The sequence below is a fragment of the Robertmurraya mangrovi genome, assembly GCF_034427655.1.
Classification (GTDB): domain Bacteria; phylum Bacillota; class Bacilli; order Bacillales; family Cytobacillaceae; genus Robertmurraya_A; species Robertmurraya_A mangrovi.
Genome location: NZ_JAXOFX010000022.1, coordinates 15,236 through 33,125, shown reverse-complemented (window position 1 = coordinate 33,125; position 17,890 = coordinate 15,236). Strand labels below are relative to the sequence as shown.

Genomic DNA, 17,890 nt, shown 5'->3' with positions numbered 1-17,890 from the left:
TCACTTAAAAATAAAAGCTCCAGTTAATAGAAATATCTATATAAATTCTTACCCTCTGCCAGTAATAGCAGGGGGTAAGGCGACTATACTGATGCCCTCAGTAGTGAATTGGCAAATAGGGTAAAACCTGTAGATTAAAAGGGAGGTAGGCCCCTTGCTAGACGTTAATAATTTTGAGTATATGAAAATTGGTCTCGCTTCACCTGATAAAATCCGTTCTTGGTCTTATGGTGAGGTCAAAAAACCAGAAACGATTAACTATCGTACACTTAAACCAGAAAAAGACGGCTTATTCTGTGAACGTATCTTTGGACCAACAAAGGACTGGGAATGTCATTGTGGTAAATATAAGCGCGTTCGTTACAAAGGTGTAGTCTGTGACCGATGTGGTGTTGAAGTAACTAGAGCGAAGGTTCGTCGTGAACGTATGGGTCACATCGAATTAGCAGCACCTGTTTCTCACATTTGGTATTTCAAAGGTATCCCAAGTCGTATGGGCTTAGTACTTGATATGTCACCAAGAGCATTAGAAGAGGTAATTTATTTTGCTTCTTATGTGGTAACAGACTCAGGGGATACTGCTTTAGAGAAAAAACAACTACTATCGGAAAAAGAATATCGTGCTTACAAAGATAAGTACGGAAATAAGTTCCAAGCCTCAATGGGTGCGGAATCTATTAAAAAGCTTCTTTCTGATATCGATTTAAATAAAGAAGTAGATATGTTAAAAGAGGAATTAAGAACTGCTCAAGGCCAACGTCGTACTCGTGCAATTAAAAGACTTGAAGTACTTGAAGCATTCCGTAATTCAGGAAACGAGCCGTCTTGGATGATCCTAGATGTACTACCGGTTATCCCACCGGAGCTTCGTCCAATGGTTCAGCTTGATGGTGGACGTTTCGCTACTTCTGACTTAAATGACTTATACCGTCGTGTAATCAACCGTAATAACCGTTTAAAACGTTTATTAGATCTTGGAGCGCCTAGCATTATCGTTCAAAACGAAAAGCGTATGTTACAAGAAGCTGTTGATGCACTAATCGATAATGGTCGCCGTGGCCGTCCGGTAACAGGACCTGGTAACCGTCCATTAAAATCTCTTTCTCACATGCTTAAAGGTAAGCAAGGACGTTTCCGTCAAAACTTACTTGGTAAACGTGTTGACTACTCTGGTCGTTCTGTTATCGTTGTAGGACCAAACTTGAAAATGTTCCAGTGTGGACTACCGAAAGAAATGGCTTTAGAGCTTTTCAAACCGTTTGTTATGAAAGAGCTTGTTGAAAAAGGATTAGCTCATAATATTAAATCAGCAAAACGTAAAATCGAAAGAGTTCAACCTGAAGTTTGGGATGTATTAGAAGAAGTTATTAAGGAGCATCCGGTTCTACTTAACCGTGCCCCAACTCTACACAGACTAGGAATTCAGGCGTTCGAACCAACACTAGTAGAAGGACGCGCTATTCGTCTTCACCCACTCGTATGTACAGCTTACAATGCTGACTTCGATGGTGACCAAATGGCTGTTCACGTTCCTCTATCAGCAGAAGCTCAAGCAGAAGCAAGACTTCTAATGTTAGCTGCACAAAACATCCTTAACCCTAAAGACGGTAAACCTGTTGTTACACCTTCTCAGGACATGGTATTAGGTAACTATTACTTAACTTTAGAGCGTGAAGGTTCCGTTGGTGAAGGAATGATCTTTAAAGATACGAACGAAGCATTAATTGCTTACCAAAATGGGTATGTTCATCTTCATACACGTGTAGCTGTTTATGCTGGTTCATTAAATAATGAAACGTTTACGGAAGAACAAAATAAAAAACTATTACTAACAACAGTTGGTAAGTTAATTTTTAATGAAATTTTACCGAAAACTTTCCCTTATATTAACGAGCCTACAAAAGGTAACCTTGAAATTGAAACTCCTGCTAAATACTTTGTTGAGCAATCAACGGATGTAAAAGAGCATCTTAAAACTGCTCCATTAGTAGATCCTTTCAAGAAAGGGATCCTTGGTAATATCATTGCTGAAGTGTTTAAAAAGTTTAAAATTACAGAAACATCTAAAATGCTAGATCGTATGAAAGATTTAGGATTTAAACACTCAACAAAAGCTGGTATTACAGTTGGTGTGGCAGATATCGTCGTATTACCAGAGAAACAAGAAATTATCCAAGAAGCACAAAACAAAGTAGATAACGTATTAAAGCAATTTAGACGTGGTTTGATCACTGAAGATGAGCGTTATGATCGTGTAATCTCTATTTGGAGTGCTGCAAAAGATAATATTCAAGCGAAGCTTATGAAATCACTAGATAAGACCAACCCAATCTTCATGATGAGTGATTCGGGTGCCCGTGGTAACGCATCTAACTTTACACAATTAGCTGGTATGCGTGGTCTAATGGCCAACCCGGCTGGTCGTATCATTGAGTTACCAATCAAATCTAGTTTCCGTGAAGGTCTAACGGTACTAGAATACTTTATCTCTACCCATGGTGCTCGTAAAGGTCTTGCTGATACAGCCTTAAAAACAGCTGACTCAGGTTACTTAACTCGTCGTCTAGTTGACGTTGCACAAGATGTAATCGTTCGTGAAGATGATTGTGGAACAGACCGTGGTTTACAAATCAGAGCACTTCGTGATGGTACGGAGATTATTGAGGCACTTGAAGAGCGTTTAATTGGTCGTCACGCAAGAAAGTCAATTAAACATCCTGAAACGAATGCTGTTATCGTTCCAGAAAACGGCTTAATTACAGAGGATTTAGCTACTGAAGTAATTGAAGCTGGTATAGAAGAAGTATGGATTCGTTCAGCATTTACATGTAATACACGCCACGGAGTATGTAAAAAATGTTACGGACGTAACTTAGCTACAGGTCAAGAGGTAGAGGTAGGGGAAGCAGTAGGTATTATTGCAGCTCAATCTATCGGGGAACCAGGAACTCAGTTAACGATGCGTACATTCCATACAGGTGGGGTAGCAGGGGACGATATCACTCAAGGTTTACCTCGTATCCAAGAGATATTCGAAGCTCGTAACCCGAAAGGTCAAGCTGTCATTTCTGAAGTAGATGGAGTAGTAGTGGGCATAAATGAAGGCCGTGATCGCCAACATGAAATTATTGTTCAAGGTGAAGTAGAGTCTCGTACTTACACAGCACCATATACAGCACGTCTAAAAGTGGCAGTAAATGACGAAGTTAAACGTGGTCAAGAACTAACAGAAGGTTCTATCGATCCGAAAGAACTGATTAAAGTTAAAGATGTAAATGCCGTACAAGAGTATTTACTTCGTGAAGTACAAAAAGTTTACCGTATGCAAGGGGTAGAGATTGGGGATAAACACGTTGAGGTAATGGTTCGCCAAATGCTTCGTAAAGTTCGTGTTATTGATGCTGGTGAAACTACTGTATTACCAGGTTCTCTTCTTGATATTCATCAGTTTAAGGATGCGAATGAAAAAGCATTACTTGAAGGTAAGCTTCCGGCTACTGGTCGTCCTGTACTTCTTGGTATTACAAAAGCATCTCTTGAAACTGATTCATTCTTATCTGCGGCATCATTCCAAGAAACAACAAGAGTTCTTACAGATGCAGCAATTAAAGGTAAGCGCGATGAATTACTAGGTCTTAAAGAGAATGTTATCATTGGTAAACTTGTTCCAGCTGGTACGGGTATGCAACGTTACCGTAAAGCAGAACCAGTTACAAATGAAGAAGAGTTAGAAGAAACAGTAACTGTAGAGTAATGATATAACGCGGTACTTGTCTAACGATAAGTACCGCCTTTTAAAGACAAAATGATACTTTAAGATTTATTTTAATATAAATTTACAAAAAAAAGTTCTCCGTTTTGTTGACATCAGTCTACTAAGATGATACTATATCAAAGGTGCTCCTATATACCTGTTGCTTTGGAGGATATAGAGATGTCTTATGAAAAAGTAATACAGGCAAAAAGTATTATAGTAGGAACAAAGCAAACAGTAAAAGCTCTAAAATCCGGAACAGTCATGGAAGTACTTGTTGCTAAAGATGCAGAACCTAGAGTTACATCGAAGGTGATTAGTACGGCAAGTGAATATAATGTTCCTATCATATATGTCGATTCAATGAAAAAGCTTGGGAAGGCATGTGGAATAGAGGTTGGAGCCTCAACTGTCGCTTTAACTTTTTAAAAACTGTTTTTGTAGAAAATAGCTGCAAAGACTTTGTTTTTTGTTTCAAAATGAACCACCTGGATGTGTGGGTCTTAATGAAAAAATGAAGGGAGGAAAACTAAAATGCCTACAATTAATCAATTAGTGCGTAAACCTCGTCAATCAAAAGAGGAAAAGTCAAAATCACCAGCACTAAACAAAGGTTACAACAGCTTCAAAAAAGCTCAAACTAATGTATCTTCACCACAAAAACGCGGTGTTTGTACTCGTGTTGGTACAATGACTCCAAAGAAACCGAATTCGGCGTTACGTAAATATGCGCGTGTACGTTTAACAAACGGAATCGAGGTAACAGCTTACATTCCTGGTATCGGACACAACCTACAAGAACACAGTGTAGTGTTAATCCGTGGAGGACGTGTTAAGGACTTACCGGGGGTACGTTACCACATCGTTCGTGGAGCGTTAGACACAGCTGGTGTTAACAACCGTATGCAAGGTCGTTCTAAATATGGAACTAAGAGACCAAAAGCTGCAAAAAAATAATAATTTAAAAAGCTTGAAATAAAGCATCTTTGAAAGGAGGAAAAAAACATGCCACGTAAAGGTCCTGTAGCGAAAAGAGACGTATTACCTGATCCGCTATATAACTCAAAATTGATCTCTCGTCTTATCAACAAAATGATGGTAGACGGTAAAAGAGGTAAATCACAAGCAATTCTTTACTCAGCATTTGATATCATTCGTGATCGTTCTGGTAAAGATCCAATGGAAGTATTCGATCAAGCACTAAAAAACATCATGCCTGTTCTTGAAGTAAGAGCACGTCGTGTAGGTGGTTCAAACTACCAAGTACCAGTTGAGGTGCGCCCAGATCGTCGTACTACACTTGGTCTTCGTTGGTTAGTTAACTACTCTCGTCTTCGTGGAGAAAAAACGATGGAAGAGCGTTTAGCTAACGAAATTCTTGATGCAGCTAACAACACTGGTGCATCAGTTAAGAAACGTGAAGATACACACAAAATGGCTGAAGCGAACAAAGCGTTTGCTCACTATCGTTGGTAGGATTCACTTTAAAAAAATAATAACATTCATACTAAGATTAGGAAGGAGAAAAACCCAATGGCAAGAGAGTTCTCCTTAGAAAATACACGTAATATCGGTATCATGGCTCACATTGATGCCGGTAAAACAACAACAACAGAACGTGTACTTTACTATACGGGTCGTATCCATAAAATTGGTGAAACTCACGAAGGTGCATCTCAGATGGACTGGATGGAGCAAGAGCAAGAGCGTGGAATCACTATCACTTCTGCAGCAACAACTGCACAGTGGAAAGGAAACCGCGTAAACATCATCGATACACCAGGACACGTAGACTTCACTGTTGAAGTTGAACGTTCACTGCGTGTTCTTGATGGTGCAGTAGCTGTTCTTGATGCTCAATCTGGAGTTGAGCCTCAAACAGAAACTGTTTGGCGTCAAGCTACAACATACGGAGTACCGCGTGTTGTATTCGTAAACAAAATGGACAAAATCGGTGCAGATTTCCTTTACTCTTTAGGAACTTTACATGATCGTCTACAAGCAAATGCTGCTGCTATTCAATTACCAATTGGTGCTGAAGATCAATTCGAAGGTATCATTGACTTAGTTGAAATGACTGCAACATTCTACGGTAACGATTTAGGTACAGATATTCAAGAGGGAGAAATTCCTGCTGAATATATGGATCAAGCTGAAGAGTATCGTGAAAAGTTAGTTGAAGCAGTAGCTGAACTTGATGAGAACTTAATGGAGAAATACCTTGGTGGAGAAGAAATCACTAAAGAAGAGCTTAAAGCAGCTATTCGTAAAGGTACAGTAAACGTTGAATTCTATCCAGTAATCTGTGGTTCTGCTTTCAAAAACAAAGGTGTTCAAAAAATGTTAGATGCAGTTATTGACTACCTTCCATCTCCATTAGATGTACCAGCAATTAAAGGTACTCTTCCGGATTCAGATGAAGAAGTAACTCGTCCTTCAAGTGACGATGAGCCATTCTCTGCATTAGCATTTAAAGTTATGACAGATCCATATGTAGGAAAGTTAACTTTCTTCCGCGTGTACTCTGGTACATTAAGCTCTGGTTCTTATGTACAAAACTCTACTAAAGGCAAGCGTGAGCGTGTAGGTCGTATCCTACAAATGCATGCTAACAGCCGTGAAGAGATTTCAATGGTATACGCTGGAGATATCGCAGCTGCTGTTGGATTAAAAGATACTACTACTGGTGATACTCTATGTGACGAGAAAAACCTTGTTATTCTTGAATCTATGGAATTCCCAGAGCCAGTTATCGAGTTATCAATCGAGCCTAAGTCAAAAGCTGACCAAGATAAGATGACTACTGCTCTACAAAAATTACAAGAAGAAGATCCAACATTCCGTGCTTCGACAAACCAGGAAACTGGACAAATTATCATCGCGGGTATGGGTGAGCTTCACTTAGATATACTTGTAGATCGTATGCGTCGTGAATTCAAGGTAGAAGCAAATGTTGGTGCTCCTCAAGTTGCTTACCGCGAAACTTTCCGTGCTTCAGCATCTGTTGAAGGAAAATTCGCGAGACAATCTGGTGGACGCGGACAATTCGGACACGTTTGGATTGAATTCTCTCCAAACGAAGAAGGTAAAGGTTTTGAATTCGAAAACGGTATCGTCGGTGGGGTTGTCCCACGTGAGTACATCCCAGCTGTACAAGCAGGTCTAGAAGATTCTCTTGAGCGTGGAGTACTTGCTGGATATCCATTAGTAGATATCAAAGCACGTTTATTCGATGGTTCATACCATGATGTTGACTCATCTGAAATGGCGTTCAAAATTGCTGCTTCAATGGCACTTAAAAACGCTGCTTCAAAATGTAGCCCAGTAATTCTTGAGCCGGTGATGAAAGTTGAAGTAATCATCCCTGAAGAGTACATGGGAGATATTATGGGTAACATCACTGCTCGTCGTGGACGTGTAGAAGGTATGGAAGCTCGTGGAAATGCTCAAGTAGTTCGTGCAATGGTTCCACTATCTGAAATGTTCGGATATGCAACTGCATTACGTTCAAGCACACAAGGTCGTGGGGTATTCTCTATGCACTTCGATCACTACGAAGAGGTTCCAAAAACGATCTCTGAAGAAATCATCAAAAAAAATAAAGGTGAATAATTGATTTTACCTTTATAATCAAGTATAACTACTAATGTAAGCTTAGCTGTGGTTAGGGATTACCCTATCCACAGCAAAAATATACTTAACAATTTCAATTATTAAAGGAGGATTTTCCAAATGGGAAAAGCTAAATTCGACCGTTCAAAGCCACACGTTAACATCGGAACAATTGGTCACGTTGACCATGGTAAAACTACATTAACTGCTGCAATTACTTCAGTACTTGCTAAAGTTGGTGGAGCAGAAGCTCGTGCATATGATCAAATCGATGGTGCTCCAGAAGAAAGAGAGCGTGGAATCACAATCTCTACTGCACACGTTGAGTATGAAACTGCAACTCGTCACTATGCGCACGTTGACTGCCCAGGACATGCTGACTACGTTAAAAACATGATCACTGGTGCTGCTCAAATGGACGGCGGTATCTTAGTAGTATCTGCTACTGATGGTCCAATGCCACAAACTCGTGAGCACATCCTTCTTTCTCGTCAAGTAGGTGTACCTTACCTAGTTGTATTCATGAACAAATGTGACATGGTAGACGACGAAGAGTTATTAGAGTTAGTAGAAATGGAAATCCGTGACCTACTATCTGAATATGAGTTCCCTGGAGATGACATTCCTGTAATCAAAGGTTCTGCTCTTAAAGCTCTTGAAGGAGAAGCTGAGTGGGAAGAAAAAATCAACGAGTTAATGGCTGCTGTTGATGAGTATATCCCAACTCCACAACGTGACACTGAAAAACCTTTCATGATGCCAGTTGAGGACGTATTCTCAATCACTGGTCGTGGAACAGTTGCTACAGGTCGTGTTGAGCGTGGTCAAGTTAAAGTTGGTGACGTAGTAGACATCGTAGGTTTCACTGAAGAGTCTAAGAGCACAACTGTAACAGGTGTTGAAATGTTCCGTAAGCTTCTTGATTTCGCTGAAGCTGGAGACAACATTGGAGCTCTACTTCGTGGGGTTTCTCGTGACGATATCGAGCGTGGTCAAGTATTAGCTAAACCAGGTTCAATCAAACAACACGTAAAATTCAAAGCTGAAGTTTACGTTTTATCTAAAGAAGAAGGTGGACGTCATACTCCATTCTTCACTAACTACCGTCCACAATTCTATTTCCGTACTTCTGACATCACAGGTATCTGTATGTTACCAGAAGGCGTAGAAATGGTTATGCCTGGCGACAACATCGAAATGAACGTTGAGCTTATCGCTCCAATCGCTATCGAAGAAGGAACTAAGTTCTCTATTCGTGAAGGTGGACGTACAGTAGGCGCTGGCGTAGTTGCTACTATCGTTGAATAATTAATTTTTTGATAAAAACAGGTGGATCTAGACCACCTGTTTTTTGCTGTTTAAGAAAGTAAAATTATCAAATGTTAGACTGATAAGTAGTCAAAGAAATTGACTAAAGTTTGATCACTCATAATACAAAATATTTTTAGTTTCTTCTATATAATAAGGATGCCATTGAATTAGTTCATTAGTTTGTTACTACAATACGATCAGTACCATTGATGAATACTTTTAGTTTAACTAGATTCTAAAACTCACATGTAAATTAACTGAATATAATGGAGTTTTACTTAAACCTTGAAAAGCTTTAAAACACCCGTTATAATATAAAAAGTGCGTGAGACATAAAGAAAAAATACAATTTAGTGTTGCATTTACTTTATGAGTTAAGTATAATAGACAATGTTGGTCTTTGACTGCGATGAAGTGAAAGGTTGCTGACACACCCGGCCGCTTTGCCATGGCGAGTGTGTGGGAAATTTTCACGGAGAATGTCTATAATTAATATAGGCGAAAAGGAGGGAAAATAATGGCAAACCAAAAGATTCGTATCCGTTTAAAAGCTTATGATCACAGAATTCTTGATCAATCTGCAGAGAAAATTGTTGAGACTGCAAAACGTTCTGGAGCGGCTGTTTCAGGTCCGATTCCACTACCAACTGAAAAGTCTATTTACACAATTCTACGTGCGGTGCATAAGTACAAAGATTCTCGTGAGCAATTTGAGATGCGTACTCATAAGCGTCTAATCGATATTGTGAACCCAACTCCACAAACAGTTGATTCATTAATGCGTTTAGATTTACCATCAGGTGTAGATATCGAAATTAAACTTTAATTCAATAATAAAAGATAAATAATCAGGAGGTGTGACTATAATGACCAAAGGAATCTTAGGAAGAAAAATCGGTATGACTCAAGTATTTGCTGAAAATGGTGACCTTATCCCGGTAACTGTTGTTGAAGCTGCTCCAAACGTAGTTCTTCAAAAGAAAACTGTTGATACTGATGGATATGAATCAGTTCAATTAGGTTTTGATGATAAGCGTGAGAAGTTATCAAACAAGCCAGAAAAAGGACATGTTGCTAAAGCTAATACTGCTCCTAAGCGCTTCGTTCGCGAATTCCGCGAAGTTAGTGTTAGTGAGTATGAGGTTGGTCAGGAAGTCAAAGTTGATATTTTCGCGGAAGGCGATACTGTTGATGTAACAGGAATTTCAAAAGGTAAAGGTTTCCAAGGTTCAATCAAACGCCATGGACAATCTCGCGGACCAATGGCACACGGTTCTCGTTACCACCGTCGCCCAGGTTCAATGGGTCCTGTTGCTCCTAACCGTGTATTCAAAGGTAAAGCTTTACCAGGACGTATGGGTGGAGAACAAGTAACTGTTCAAAACTTAGAAATCGTTAAAGTTGATGTAGAGCGTAACCTACTATTAATTAAAGGTAATGTACCTGGAGCTAGAAAAGCTTTAGTAAAAATTAAAAGTGCGGTTAAAGCAAGATAATTAAGCTAGAAAGGAGGAAACAAGAATGCCTAAAGTAGCATTGTTTAACCAAACTGGATCTCAAGTTGGTGAAATCGAACTTAACGATTCAATCTTTGGTATTGAGCCTAATAACCACGTTTTATTTGAAGCAGTTATTATGCAAAGAGCTTCTTTACGTCAAGGAACTCACAAAACAAAAATTCGTTCTGAAGTAGCGGGCGGTGGACGTAAGCCATGGCGCCAAAAGGGTACTGGTCGTGCTCGTCAAGGTTCTATCCGTTCTCCACAATGGCGTGGAGGTGGTACTGTATTCGGTCCTGTTCCACGTAGCTACAGCTACAAATTACCGAAAAAAGTACGTCGCTTAGCAATTAAATCTGCATTATCTTCTAAAGTATTAGAGGAAAATATTTTAGTATTAGAAAACCTTGCTTTCGAAACACCAAAAACTAAAGACTTTAAGGGTCTTTTAAAAGGTCTTTCAGTTGATTCTAAAGCATTATTCGTTACAGCTGACTTAGATGAAAACGTAGCATTATCTGCTCGTAACATCCCTGGTGTAACTGTAGTAACTGCTAATGGAATTAACGTTCTTGATGTTTTAAGCCATGATAAGTTAATCATGACTAAAGCAGCGGTTGAAAAAGTAGAGGAGGTGCTTGCATAATGGATGCACGCGATATCATTAAGCGCCCCGTTATCACTGAACGTTCTACTGATATAATGGCTGAAAAAAAATATACATTTGAAGTTGATGTTAAAGCTAACAAAACTCAAGTTAAAGATGCTGTTGAGTCAATCTTCGGTGTTAAAGTTGAGAAAGTTAACATCATGAACTACAAAGGTAAATTCAAGCGCATGGGACGTTTCGGAGGTTACACTAACAAACGTCGTAAAGCGATCGTTAAATTAACAGCAGACAGCAAAGAAATCGAATTATTCGAAGTATAATTCATAAATAGAAGAGGAGGGAAACGAAATGGCGATTAAAAAGTATAAACCTACCTCTAATGGTCGTCGCGGCATGACAGTTTCTGATTTCGCAGAAATCACAACTGACAAACCGGAGAAATCCTTACTTGCTCCTTTAAAGAGAAAAGGGGGCCGTAACAACCAAGGTAAGTTAACTGTACGTCACCAAGGTGGCGGTCATAAACGTCAATATCGTATCATCGATTTTAAACGTAACAAAGATGGCATTCCAGGACGCGTTGCTACAATCGAGTACGATCCAAACCGTTCTGCGAACATCGCATTAATTAACTATGTAGATGGAGAAAAACGTTACATCCTAGCTCCTAAGAACTTAGAAGTTGGATTAGAAGTAATGTCAGGTCCAGATGCAGATATTAAAGTAGGTAACGCATTACCGTTATCAAACATTCCAGTGGGTACAGTTATCCACAACATCGAATTAAAACCTGGTAAAGGTGGACAATTAGTACGTTCTGCAGGTACTTCTGCACAAGTTCTTGGTAAAGAAGGCAAATACGTACTTGTTCGTTTAAACTCTGGTGAGGTTCGTATGATTCTTGCAACTTGTCGTGCGACTGTAGGTCAAGTTGGTAACGAGCAACATGAACTTATCAACATTGGTAAAGCAGGTCGTTCTCGTTGGTTAGGTAAACGCCCAACTGTTCGTGGATCTGTAATGAACCCTAACGATCACCCACACGGTGGTGGTGAAGGACGTTCACCTATCGGACGTAAGTCACCAATGACTCCTTGGGGTAAACCAACTCTTGGATTCAAGACTCGTAAAAAGAAAAACAAATCAGATAAATTTATTGTACGTCGTCGTAAAAAATAACGGGGTTGAACTACGGTTCATCAGTAGAACCGTAGACCAATCACGAAGGGAGGTTCACTCATGGGTCGCAGCTTAAAAAAAGGGCCTTTTGTTGATGATCATTTAATGACTAAGATTGAAAAGCTTAATGAAACAGAAAGCAAACAAGTTGTAAAAACTTGGTCTCGTCGTTCTACGATCTTCCCACAATTTATCGGGCACACTATCGCTGTTTATGATGGTCGTAAACATGTTCCTGTATATGTCACTGAAGACATGGTAGGTCACAAGCTTGGAGAATTTGCTCCATCTCGTACTTACAAAGGTCACGCAAGTGATGATAAGAAAACAAGACGTTAATGAGAGGAGGGCATTCCTATGCAAGCAAAAGCTGTTTTAAGAACAGTTCGTATTGCTCCTCGTAAAGCTCGTTTAGTCGTAGATTTAATTCGAGGAAAGCAAGTAGGTGAAGCAGTAGCTATTTTAAAACATACGCCAAAAACTGCTTCTCCAGTAATTGAAAAATTATTAAACTCTGCTATGGCAAATGCTGAGCACAACTACGAAATGGATGTTAACAACCTAGTTGTTTCTCAAGCATTCGTTGATGAAGGACCAACTTTAAAACGTTTCCGTCCTCGTGCAATGGGCCGTGCAAGTGCTATTAATAAACGTACTAGTCATATTACTATCGTATTAACAGAAAAGAAGGAGGGGTAATCAGTGGGTCAAAAAGTAAATCCAGTCGGTTTGCGTATCGGAATCATCCGTGATTGGGAGTCCAAATGGTACGCAGGAAAAGACTATGCTGATCTTTTACACGAAGACCTAAAAGTTCGTGAGTATATCACGAAACGTCTAAGTGATGCTTCTGTTTCTAAAGTAGAAATCGAGCGTGCAGCTAACCGCTTAAACGTAACTATCCATACTGCAAAGCCTGGAATGGTTATTGGTAAAGGTGGTACTGAAGTTGAAGCACTTCGCAAAGCGCTAAACTCACTTACTGGTAAACGTGTTCATATCAACATTCTTGAAATCAAAAAAGCAGACATCGATGCGAAATTAGTTGCGGAAAACATTGCTCGTCAATTAGAAAACCGTGTATCTTTCCGTCGTGCTCAAAAACAAGTTATTCAACGTGCTATGCGCGCTGGTGCAAAAGGTATCAAAACAATGGTATCTGGTCGTTTAGGCGGTGCAGACATCGCTCGTTCGGAATCTTACAGCGAAGGAACTGTTCCACTTCATACTCTTCGTGCAGATATCGATTACGCTACTGCTGAAGCTGATACTACTTATGGTAAATTAGGCGTAAAAGTATGGATCTATCGTGGAGAAGTCCTTCCAACGAGAAAGAAATCAGAGGAAGGAGGCAAATAATATGTTAGTCCCAAAACGCGTAAAATATCGTCGTCAACACCGTGGTAAAATGCGTGGTATGGCTAAGGGCGGAACTGAAGTTTCTTTCGGTGAATTCGGTTTACAAGCTTTAGAAGCTTCTTGGATCACTAACCGTCAAATCGAATCAGCTCGTATTGCTATGACACGTTACATGAAACGTGGCGGTAAAGTGTGGATTAAAATATTCCCACATAAGCCTTATACAGCAAAGCCTCTAGAGGTCCGAATGGGTTCTGGTAAAGGGGCTCCAGAAGGTTGGGTAGCTGTAGTTAAACCTGGTAAAGTAATGTTTGAGGTTGCTGGTGTATCTGAAGAGATCGCACGTGAAGCATTACGTTTAGCATCACACAAACTTCCAGTTAAATGTAAGTTTGTAAAACGAGAAGAAATTGGTGGTGAATCAAATGAAAGCTAATGAAATTCGTGACCTTACCACTGCTGAAATAGAACAAAAAGTTAAATCTTTAAAAGAAGAGCTTTTCAACCTTCGCTTTCAATTGGCGACTGGACAACTTGAAAACACAGCTCGCATTCGTGAAGTACGTAAAGCCATTGCTCGCATGAAAACTGTTATTCGTGAAAGAGAGATCGGTGTTAACAATCGATAAATGAGAGGAGGTTCGCTAGATGAGTGAACGTAACCAACGCAAAGTTTACACTGGACGCGTTGTTTCTGACAAAATGGATAAGACTGTAACTGTTCTTGTCGAAACTTACAAAAAGCATCCTTTATACGGTAAACGCGTTAAGTACTCTAAAAAGTTTAAAGCTCATGATGAGCAAAACACAGCAAAAGTTGGCGATGTAGTTCGTATCATGGAAACTCGTCCACTTTCTGCGACTAAACGCTTCCGTCTTGTTGAAGTGGTAGAAAAAGCAGTAATTATTTAATGTTCGGAAAAAGCTACATCCCGAAGGGAGGTTACACACATGATTCAACAAGAATCACGTTTGAAAGTTGCTGATAACTCAGGTGCTCGTGAAGTACTTACAATTAAAGTTCTTGGTGGTTCTGGACGTAAAACTGCTAACATTGGTGACGTTATCGTTTGTACAGTGAAACAAGCAACACCTGGTGGCGTTGTTAAAAAAGGTGACGTTGTTAAAGCAGTTATCGTAAGAACTAAGAGTGGTGTTCGTCGTCAAGATGGAACTTACATTAAATTCGACGAAAACGCTTGTGTAATTATCAAAGATGATAAGAGTCCACGTGGAACTCGTATCTTCGGACCAGTTGCTCGTGAATTACGTGACAGCAACTTCATGAAAATCGTATCATTAGCTCCAGAAGTACTATAATTCAAAATCCAATTGCCTTTAAGGAGGTGCGAACAGATGCATGTAAAAAAAGGTGACAAAGTTATGGTCATCTCTGGTAAGGACAAAGGCAAAACAGGTGTGATTTTAGCAGCTTACCCTAAACAAGATCGTGTTTTAGTAGAAGGTGTTAACATCGTTAAAAAGCACTCTAAGCCATCCCAAATGAATCCACAAGGTGGAATCATTAGCCAAGAGGCGCCAATTCATGTATCAAACGTAATGCCAATCGATCCTAAGTCTGGTGAACCAACTCGTGTTGGATATACAGTGGTAGATGGCAAAAAAGTACGTGTTGCAAAAAAATCAGGTGAAGTTCTAGATAAATAGTTTATAAATGAAGGGAGGTACAATGAATGAACCGCCTAAAAGAAAAATATTCAAAAGAAATTACTCCTGCTCTAATGAGCAAGTTTAACTATAAATCAGTAATGCAAGTACCAAAACTTGAAAAGATCGTTATCAACATGGGTGTTGGTGATGCTGTTCAAAACGCAAAATCTTTAGATAACGCTGTTGAAGAACTTGCAACGATTACTGGTCAAAAGCCAGTAGTAACTCGTGCAAAGAAATCAATCGCTGGTTTCCGTCTTCGTGAAGGTATGCCAATCGGTGCTAAAGTTACATTACGTGGAGAGCGTATGTACGAATTCCTAGACAAGTTAGTATCTGTTTCTTTACCTCGTGTACGTGACTTCCGTGGGATTTCTAAGAAATCTTTTGACGGACGCGGTAACTACACTTTAGGTGTTAAAGAACAGTTAATCTTCCCTGAAATTGATTACGATAAAGTAAGCAAAGTTCGTGGTATGGATATCGTTATCGTAACTACAGCAAATACTGATGAAGAAGCTCGTGAACTTTTAACTCAATTTGGAATGCCATTCCAAAAGTAATCGCTAAATAGAGGGAGGCGAAAACGTGGCTAAAAAGTCAATGATTGCGAAACAAAAACGCACGCCTAAATACAAGGTACAAGAATATACACGTTGCGAACGTTGTGGACGTCCACATTCTGTATACCGTAAATTTAAGCTTTGCCGTATTTGTTTCCGTGAATTAGCATACAAAGGACAAATTCCTGGTGTGAAAAAAGCTAGCTGGTAAAACTAGAGTTTGGGAAGGAGGCAATAAACAATGGTCATGACAGATCCTATTGCAGATTTGTTAACTCGCATCCGTAATGCGAATATGGTTCGTCACGAAAAGTTAGAGGTTCCTGCTTCTAACATGAAAAAAGAGATCGCTGAAATCTTAAAGCGTGAAGGTTTCGTTCGTGATGTTGAATATATCGAAGATAACAAACAAGGTATCATCCGTATCTTCTTAAAATACGGTTCAAATAATGAGCGTGTTATCACAGGTCTTAAACGTATTAGTAAGCCAGGACTTCGTGTTTACGCTAAATCAAACGAAGTTCCACGCGTGCTAAACGGTCTTGGAATCGCGTTAGTATCTACTTCTCAAGGAGTTCTTACAGATAAAGAAGCTCGCGCTAAGCAAGTTGGCGGAGAAGTATTAGCTTACGTTTGGTAATAGAGTTTTCAAAGAATGGAGGTGCACTAAATGTCTCGTGTAGGTAAAAAACCAATCGAAATTCCATCTGGAGTAACTGTTACTATCGATGGAAATAATGTAACTGTTAAAGGTCCTAAAGGTGAACTTAGCCGTTCATTTAACCCTGATATTGAAATCAAAGTGGAAGAGAACATCCTAACTGTCGCTCGTCCTTCTGATATGAAAGAACACCGCGCATTGCACGGAACAACTCGCGCATTACTTTCTAACATGATTGAGGGAGTTTCTAAAGGATTCGAAAGATCTCTTGAGTTAATCGGTGTAGGTTACCGTGCATCAAAGCAAGGTAGCAAATTAGTATTAAACGTTGGTTATTCTCACCCTGTTGAAATCGAGCCTGAGCAAGGTCTTGAAATCGAAGTACCTTCTAATACAAAGGTTATTGTAAGAGGTACAAACAAAGAGCGCGTTGGCGCATTGGCTGCTAACATTCGTGACGTTCGTCCACCAGAGCCTTACAAAGGTAAAGGTATCCGTTACGAAGGCGAATTTGTACGCCGTAAAGAAGGTAAAACAGGTAAGTAATGCCGCATAGGCAAACGAAAGGAGTGACCTAAATGATTACGAAGGCTGACAAAAATGCAACCCGTAAAAAAAGACACGCACGTGTGCGTTCTAAACTTAGCGGTACTGCTGCTCGTCCTCGTCTAAATGTGTTCCGTTCTAGCAAACACATTTATGCTCAACTAATCGACGATGTAAGTGGAGTAACTCTAGTGAGTGCTTCAACTTTAGATAAAGAAGTTTCACTTGATTCTACTGGTAATGTTGATGCAGCTGTTAAGGTCGGAGAATTAGTTGCTAAACGTGCTATAGAAAAAGGCGTTAAAGCTGTTGTATTTGATCGTGGCGGATATTTATATCATGGTCGCGTAAAAGCATTAGCTGATGCTGCTCGTGAAAATGGACTAGAATTTTAATAGACAAAGGAGGGACACAAAAAGATGCGTCGTATTGATCCAAACAAACTTGAACTTGAAGAACGCGTAGTTACCGTAAATCGTGTAGCGAAAGTTGTTAAAGGTGGACGTCGTTTCCGTTTCTCTGCTCTAGTAGTAGTAGGTGACAAAAACGGCCACGTTGGCTTTGGTACTGGTAAAGCACAAGAGGTACCTGATGCTATCCGCAAAGCAATTGAAGATGCTAAGAAAAATTTAATCGAAGTACCTATGGTAGGTACAACGATTCCTCACCAAGTAATCGGACATTTCGGTGCTGGTGAAATCCTTCTAAAGCCTGCTTCAGAAGGTACTGGGGTAATCGCTGGTGGTCCAGTTCGTGCGGTTCTTGAGTTAGCTGGTGTTGCTGATATCCTTTCAAAATCATTAGGAACTAACACACCAATTAACATGGTTCGTGCAACTTTAGACGGTTTAAAACAATTAAAACGTGCTGAGGACGTAGCGAAATTACGTGGTAAATCAGTAGAAGAACTGTTAGGTTAGGAGGGAAATCAAATGGCTAATAAGTTAGAAATTACCCTAACTCGCAGTGTGATTGGTCGTCCACAAGATCAAAGAGAGACTGTTAAAGCTCTAGGATTACGTAAATTACATCAAACTGTTGAGCATCAAGATAACCCGGCTATCCGTGGTATGATCACTAAAGTTGCTCACTTAGTAACGGTAAAAGAAAATTAATTCGATCTTT

The 17,890-nt window shown here is 39.7% G+C and carries 26 protein-coding genes; all 26 read left to right on the top strand.

The features are described from left to right. Window positions 1–154 precede the first annotated feature (154 nt). The 26 genes from rpoC (at window position 155) to rpmD (ending at window position 17,880) form a co-directional block, all read left to right on the top strand. Entirely contained in the window at window positions 155–3,754 is a 3,600-nt protein-coding gene (gene rpoC, locus SM124_RS21435) for a DNA-directed RNA polymerase subunit beta' (protein ID WP_322448556.1), read from the top strand. 180 nt (window positions 3,755–3,934) lie between these two features. Then, window positions 3,935–4,183, top strand: a complete 249-nt coding sequence (locus SM124_RS21430) for a 50S ribosomal protein L7ae-like protein (protein WP_322448555.1) — start codon at window positions 3,935–3,937, stop codon at window positions 4,181–4,183. 105 nt (window positions 4,184–4,288) lie between these two features. Beyond that, on the top strand, window positions 4,289–4,711 hold the full coding sequence (rpsL, locus tag SM124_RS21425) for a 30S ribosomal protein S12 (protein ID WP_322448554.1): 423 nt from the start codon (window positions 4,289–4,291) through the stop codon (window positions 4,709–4,711). Window positions 4,712–4,759: 48 nt separating this feature from the next. Then, the gene (gene rpsG / locus SM124_RS21420; RefSeq protein WP_322448553.1) at window positions 4,760–5,230 is read left to right on the top strand and encodes a 30S ribosomal protein S7; all 471 of its coding nucleotides are present in this window, start codon (window positions 4,760–4,762) and stop codon (window positions 5,228–5,230) included. Window positions 5,231–5,287: 57 nt separating this feature from the next. Beyond that, a complete protein-coding gene (gene fusA / locus SM124_RS21415; protein WP_322448552.1) occupies window positions 5,288–7,366 on the top strand; it encodes an elongation factor G in 2,079 nt (692 codons plus the stop codon). Window positions 7,367–7,486: 120 nt separating this feature from the next. Next, on the top strand, window positions 7,487–8,674 hold the full coding sequence (gene tuf, locus SM124_RS21410; RefSeq protein WP_322448551.1) for an elongation factor Tu: 1,188 nt from the start codon (window positions 7,487–7,489) through the stop codon (window positions 8,672–8,674). A gap of 520 nt (window positions 8,675–9,194) precedes the next feature. After that, a complete protein-coding gene (gene rpsJ / locus SM124_RS21405) occupies window positions 9,195–9,503 on the top strand; it encodes a 30S ribosomal protein S10 (protein ID WP_322448550.1) in 309 nt (102 codons plus the stop codon). A gap of 40 nt (window positions 9,504–9,543) precedes the next feature. Then, window positions 9,544–10,173 carry a 50S ribosomal protein L3 gene (gene rplC / locus SM124_RS21400; RefSeq protein ID WP_322448549.1) on the top strand — a complete coding sequence of 210 codons (630 nt, stop codon included), beginning with the start codon at window positions 9,544–9,546 and terminating at the stop codon, window positions 10,171–10,173. A 25-nt stretch (window positions 10,174–10,198) separates the two neighbouring features. Continuing rightward, on the top strand, window positions 10,199–10,822 hold the full coding sequence (rplD, locus tag SM124_RS21395) for a 50S ribosomal protein L4 (RefSeq protein WP_322448548.1): 624 nt from the start codon (window positions 10,199–10,201) through the stop codon (window positions 10,820–10,822). Next, window positions 10,822–11,106 carry a 50S ribosomal protein L23 gene (gene rplW / locus SM124_RS21390; RefSeq protein WP_407691436.1) on the top strand — a complete coding sequence of 95 codons (285 nt, stop codon included), beginning with the start codon at window positions 10,822–10,824 and terminating at the stop codon, window positions 11,104–11,106. The genes rplD and rplW overlap by 1 nt, the downstream gene beginning before the upstream one ends. A gap of 28 nt (window positions 11,107–11,134) precedes the next feature. Continuing rightward, window positions 11,135–11,965, top strand: coding sequence for a 50S ribosomal protein L2 (gene rplB, locus SM124_RS21385; protein WP_322448547.1), 831 nt, complete (start codon window positions 11,135–11,137; stop codon window positions 11,963–11,965). Window positions 11,966–12,025: 60 nt separating this feature from the next. Next, a complete protein-coding gene (rpsS, locus tag SM124_RS21380) occupies window positions 12,026–12,304 on the top strand; it encodes a 30S ribosomal protein S19 (RefSeq protein ID WP_322448546.1) in 279 nt (92 codons plus the stop codon). Between the two features lie 18 nt (window positions 12,305–12,322). Beyond that, complete coding sequence (gene rplV / locus SM124_RS21375; protein WP_322448545.1) at window positions 12,323–12,664, top strand: 50S ribosomal protein L22; 342 nt, start codon at window positions 12,323–12,325, stop codon at window positions 12,662–12,664. A gap of 3 nt (window positions 12,665–12,667) precedes the next feature. Further along, window positions 12,668–13,324 carry a 30S ribosomal protein S3 gene (gene rpsC / locus SM124_RS21370; RefSeq protein WP_322448544.1) on the top strand — a complete coding sequence of 219 codons (657 nt, stop codon included), beginning with the start codon at window positions 12,668–12,670 and terminating at the stop codon, window positions 13,322–13,324. Window position 13,325: 1 nt separating this feature from the next. Beyond that, window positions 13,326–13,760, top strand: a complete 435-nt coding sequence (rplP, locus tag SM124_RS21365; protein WP_322448543.1) for a 50S ribosomal protein L16 — start codon at window positions 13,326–13,328, stop codon at window positions 13,758–13,760. Then, complete coding sequence (gene rpmC, locus SM124_RS21360; RefSeq protein ID WP_003351417.1) at window positions 13,750–13,953, top strand: 50S ribosomal protein L29; 204 nt, start codon at window positions 13,750–13,752, stop codon at window positions 13,951–13,953. Before rplP ends, rpmC begins: the two co-directional genes overlap by 11 nt. Before the next feature lie 19 nt (window positions 13,954–13,972). After that, entirely contained in the window at window positions 13,973–14,236 is a 264-nt protein-coding gene (gene rpsQ / locus SM124_RS21355) for a 30S ribosomal protein S17 (protein WP_214898872.1), read from the top strand. Window positions 14,237–14,275: 39 nt separating this feature from the next. Further along, a complete protein-coding gene (gene rplN, locus SM124_RS21350; RefSeq protein WP_322448542.1) occupies window positions 14,276–14,644 on the top strand; it encodes a 50S ribosomal protein L14 in 369 nt (122 codons plus the stop codon). Window positions 14,645–14,680: 36 nt separating this feature from the next. Beyond that, window positions 14,681–14,992, top strand: coding sequence for a 50S ribosomal protein L24 (gene rplX / locus SM124_RS21345; RefSeq protein WP_322448541.1), 312 nt, complete (start codon window positions 14,681–14,683; stop codon window positions 14,990–14,992). Between the two features lie 26 nt (window positions 14,993–15,018). Next, a complete protein-coding gene (gene rplE, locus SM124_RS21340; RefSeq protein ID WP_322448540.1) occupies window positions 15,019–15,558 on the top strand; it encodes a 50S ribosomal protein L5 in 540 nt (179 codons plus the stop codon). Between the two features lie 25 nt (window positions 15,559–15,583). Beyond that, complete coding sequence (gene rpsN, locus SM124_RS21335; protein ID WP_009499044.1) at window positions 15,584–15,769, top strand: 30S ribosomal protein S14; 186 nt, start codon at window positions 15,584–15,586, stop codon at window positions 15,767–15,769. Between the two features lie 30 nt (window positions 15,770–15,799). Beyond that, window positions 15,800–16,198 carry a 30S ribosomal protein S8 gene (gene rpsH / locus SM124_RS21330; RefSeq protein ID WP_322448539.1) on the top strand — a complete coding sequence of 133 codons (399 nt, stop codon included), beginning with the start codon at window positions 15,800–15,802 and terminating at the stop codon, window positions 16,196–16,198. A 30-nt stretch (window positions 16,199–16,228) separates the two neighbouring features. Then, the gene (gene rplF / locus SM124_RS21325) at window positions 16,229–16,765 is read left to right on the top strand and encodes a 50S ribosomal protein L6 (RefSeq protein WP_322448538.1); all 537 of its coding nucleotides are present in this window, start codon (window positions 16,229–16,231) and stop codon (window positions 16,763–16,765) included. A 32-nt stretch (window positions 16,766–16,797) separates the two neighbouring features. Continuing rightward, complete coding sequence (gene rplR, locus SM124_RS21320) at window positions 16,798–17,160, top strand: 50S ribosomal protein L18 (protein ID WP_322448537.1); 363 nt, start codon at window positions 16,798–16,800, stop codon at window positions 17,158–17,160. 24 nt (window positions 17,161–17,184) lie between these two features. Continuing rightward, a complete protein-coding gene (gene rpsE, locus SM124_RS21315; protein WP_066058517.1) occupies window positions 17,185–17,685 on the top strand; it encodes a 30S ribosomal protein S5 in 501 nt (166 codons plus the stop codon). Window positions 17,686–17,697: 12 nt separating this feature from the next. Next, window positions 17,698–17,880, top strand: a complete 183-nt coding sequence (gene rpmD, locus SM124_RS21310; protein ID WP_322448536.1) for a 50S ribosomal protein L30 — start codon at window positions 17,698–17,700, stop codon at window positions 17,878–17,880. Window positions 17,881–17,890: the final 10 nt, after the last annotated feature.

Excerpts from the sequence above, each read along its gene's own strand:
- SM124_RS21430 (WP_322448555.1), top strand. The coding sequence starts at position 3,935 with ATGTCTTATGAAAAAGTAATACAGGCAAAAAGTATTATAGTAGGAACA.
- rpsL (WP_322448554.1), top strand. The coding sequence starts at position 4,289 with ATGCCTACAATTAATCAATTAGTGCGTAAACCTCGTCAATCAAAAGAG.
- rpsG (WP_322448553.1), top strand. The coding sequence starts at position 4,760 with ATGCCACGTAAAGGTCCTGTAGCGAAAAGAGACGTATTACCTGATCCG.
- fusA (WP_322448552.1), top strand. The coding sequence starts at position 5,288 with ATGGCAAGAGAGTTCTCCTTAGAAAATACACGTAATATCGGTATCATG.
- tuf (WP_322448551.1), top strand. The coding sequence starts at position 7,487 with ATGGGAAAAGCTAAATTCGACCGTTCAAAGCCACACGTTAACATCGGA.
- rpsJ (WP_322448550.1), top strand. The coding sequence starts at position 9,195 with ATGGCAAACCAAAAGATTCGTATCCGTTTAAAAGCTTATGATCACAGA.
- rplC (WP_322448549.1), top strand. The coding sequence starts at position 9,544 with ATGACCAAAGGAATCTTAGGAAGAAAAATCGGTATGACTCAAGTATTT.
- rplD (WP_322448548.1), top strand. The coding sequence starts at position 10,199 with ATGCCTAAAGTAGCATTGTTTAACCAAACTGGATCTCAAGTTGGTGAA.
- rplW (WP_407691436.1), top strand. The coding sequence starts at position 10,822 with ATGGATGCACGCGATATCATTAAGCGCCCCGTTATCACTGAACGTTCT.
- rplB (WP_322448547.1), top strand. The coding sequence starts at position 11,135 with ATGGCGATTAAAAAGTATAAACCTACCTCTAATGGTCGTCGCGGCATG.
- rpsS (WP_322448546.1), top strand. The coding sequence starts at position 12,026 with ATGGGTCGCAGCTTAAAAAAAGGGCCTTTTGTTGATGATCATTTAATG.
- rplV (WP_322448545.1), top strand. The coding sequence starts at position 12,323 with ATGCAAGCAAAAGCTGTTTTAAGAACAGTTCGTATTGCTCCTCGTAAA.
- rplP (WP_322448543.1), top strand. The coding sequence starts at position 13,326 with ATGTTAGTCCCAAAACGCGTAAAATATCGTCGTCAACACCGTGGTAAA.
- rpmC (WP_003351417.1), top strand. The coding sequence starts at position 13,750 with ATGAAAGCTAATGAAATTCGTGACCTTACCACTGCTGAAATAGAACAA.
- rpsQ (WP_214898872.1), top strand. The coding sequence starts at position 13,973 with ATGAGTGAACGTAACCAACGCAAAGTTTACACTGGACGCGTTGTTTCT.
- rplN (WP_322448542.1), top strand. The coding sequence starts at position 14,276 with ATGATTCAACAAGAATCACGTTTGAAAGTTGCTGATAACTCAGGTGCT.
- rplX (WP_322448541.1), top strand. The coding sequence starts at position 14,681 with ATGCATGTAAAAAAAGGTGACAAAGTTATGGTCATCTCTGGTAAGGAC.
- rplE (WP_322448540.1), top strand. The coding sequence starts at position 15,019 with ATGAACCGCCTAAAAGAAAAATATTCAAAAGAAATTACTCCTGCTCTA.
- rpsH (WP_322448539.1), top strand. The coding sequence starts at position 15,800 with ATGGTCATGACAGATCCTATTGCAGATTTGTTAACTCGCATCCGTAAT.
- rplF (WP_322448538.1), top strand. The coding sequence starts at position 16,229 with ATGTCTCGTGTAGGTAAAAAACCAATCGAAATTCCATCTGGAGTAACT.
- rplR (WP_322448537.1), top strand. The coding sequence starts at position 16,798 with ATGATTACGAAGGCTGACAAAAATGCAACCCGTAAAAAAAGACACGCA.
- rpsE (WP_066058517.1), top strand. The coding sequence starts at position 17,185 with ATGCGTCGTATTGATCCAAACAAACTTGAACTTGAAGAACGCGTAGTT.
- rpmD (WP_322448536.1), top strand. The coding sequence starts at position 17,698 with ATGGCTAATAAGTTAGAAATTACCCTAACTCGCAGTGTGATTGGTCGT.